Here is a 1,982-nt window from a genome sequence, read left to right on the forward strand (position 1 = left end):
CTCACATTTCGCACCCTAACAAGGTCAAAACAAAGGATTTTTTATTTAGTTTTTCAGAATAACTTTTTGACCAACACGACGAGCGATGGCTATCCTTTTTTTACCATCGCTGGTCGTTCCGTATGACGTTACACGTAAATGCTCTCATCCAGCCCCAACCCCTGCAGAATCCTTCGTTGTTCAGGGGTGAGGGAGCGATCCAGTGAGCGTTGGATGCGTCCATCCGGCAGCTCCAGGAGGACGACGTTCACATATTGAAACAGCTGGAAAATCGCCTGCCCCGTCGGTCGGGTCAGCTTGCGGCCTCCGGCGCCCTTTAATGGGTGTTCGGGTGTGATGAACTGGCGCACCCGGCGCTGAAAGACGCGGTAAATGGCCAAGGCCAAGAGAAACAAATAGCCCAATACCGCAACTCGTTCTGGCTTTTTGACATAGATCTCATCCGTGAAAAAAGGGTCTTTCAAAAAAGCGAAGTTCATTTCCACCGAGATCTGCCCTTTATATAGCTTCAAGATCTCTTGGGCATCCATTTGTTGGCCCTTCCATTCCTCCGGAACGGTCGTGACGAGGACAAACCGGGACGCTTTCCGTCTTGCCTGTTCCCACGCGTTTTGGTCGAATTCGACGTCAAGGCGCAAGAGATACCGCGTCTCCATCTCGGGTTCCGCCCCTTTTTTCGGCCGTCCGCGCCGTTTTTTCGGGCGTACGATCTCTTCGACCGCGGCCTTGACCTGATGAAACCGTGGGCGAAGGGACGTCTTGAGGGACGCCAAGGCTTGTTCAGCGTCTTCCCGGCACGAGAAAGGGTGGCGCTCCCAATGGGCTTGTTCCTCGCGAAGAAGCTCCGCTTCTTTGGTTCGTTCTTTTTCGAGCGTCTTTCCTTTTCGCTGGTCGAGCGCACTCGATTCGACGACGATCAGCCGAACGGGGTGGCCTTCATAGGTGGAGGATGTTTCCCATACCCGGTACGTGGCGCCGTTTCTCTCCGCCAGCGTAAAGGGGTCGCTCCACGGGATGTGGGCCGAATCGGCCTCCGCGAATGCCCGTTTGACGATGCGGAGCGACGAAGGGCCTCGGGTGATCAAAAAGGCGTTGGCCGCTTTGGTTTGCGCCAGAGTGTCTTTTGTCATCGCGGCGGAATCGGCCACGTAAATCCATTCGTCTTCCATCTTGGCTTGTTTGAGCTGTTCGTGGACACGGGACAGCACCTCCGGATTCCACGTTTTGTCAGGCAGGTTGCCGTCGTGCACATCGCCGTAAAACGGGATGCCGTCCTCGTTGCCGACCAGTCCGAAGCCGATCTGTTTTTGCCAACGATGATGGCGGTTATAGCCATGTGTGATCTGCAAAGCCTCTAATGAGGCCGATTCATACGCGCCGTAAACCGTCTTGTCCGTCGTATCGGCGTGAAAGGCTCGGAGGGAAAGGCCTTCTTTGCGATAAATGTGAATCAAGCAAGTGCTGATCACCTTGTGAATATCGGCCTCATACAAGCGGTCGAGATGACGAGCCAAGGCATCGTCGTTCAACCAGGAAGGATGGAGACCGGGACGGATGAGTTTCTCTAGATCGATCTCCTGAGCCCATCGTTCCACGTGAACGAGGGCTTGCCGGCCGTCAAACATATTGTAGATGATGGCCTGAACGGCATCGCTGACTCGAGTCTGGCACTGTGGATCAACGGGAACGAGATGGTCAATCAATTGGGGCAGGCCCAGTTTCTTGAATAGGGCACTTATTATATTCAAATAATAATTGCGATAGACCTTTTTGACTTGAACGTTCATGAGAGAAAAACTCCTTCACTTTCCTTGTATGTCAAGGATTCATTCGACGATGGACACAAAAAATCCTCCCGATTTTCGTTGGGAGGGTGCGAAATGTGAGTTCTATTGTATATTAAATCACATTTTTTTAGTGGATTGTGAATTTTTTTTGAATAATTTGTGTCAATTTTTTGAATGAAACAAAGCAAGTTGCTT

The 1,982-nt window shown here is 51.7% G+C and carries 1 protein-coding gene; it reads right to left on the bottom strand.

The annotated features are described in order from the left end of the window. Positions 1-128: 128 nt before the first annotated feature. Positions 129-1,787 (bottom strand): IS1634 family transposase, encoded by a 1,659-nt coding sequence (locus BM278_RS18105; RefSeq protein WP_090952516.1) that lies wholly within the window; start codon positions 1,785-1,787, stop codon positions 129-131. Positions 1,788-1,982 lie beyond the last annotated feature (195 nt).

The sequence above is a fragment of the Parageobacillus thermantarcticus genome (genome assembly GCF_900111865.1).
Lineage (GTDB): Bacteria > Bacillota > Bacilli > Bacillales > Anoxybacillaceae > Parageobacillus > Parageobacillus thermantarcticus.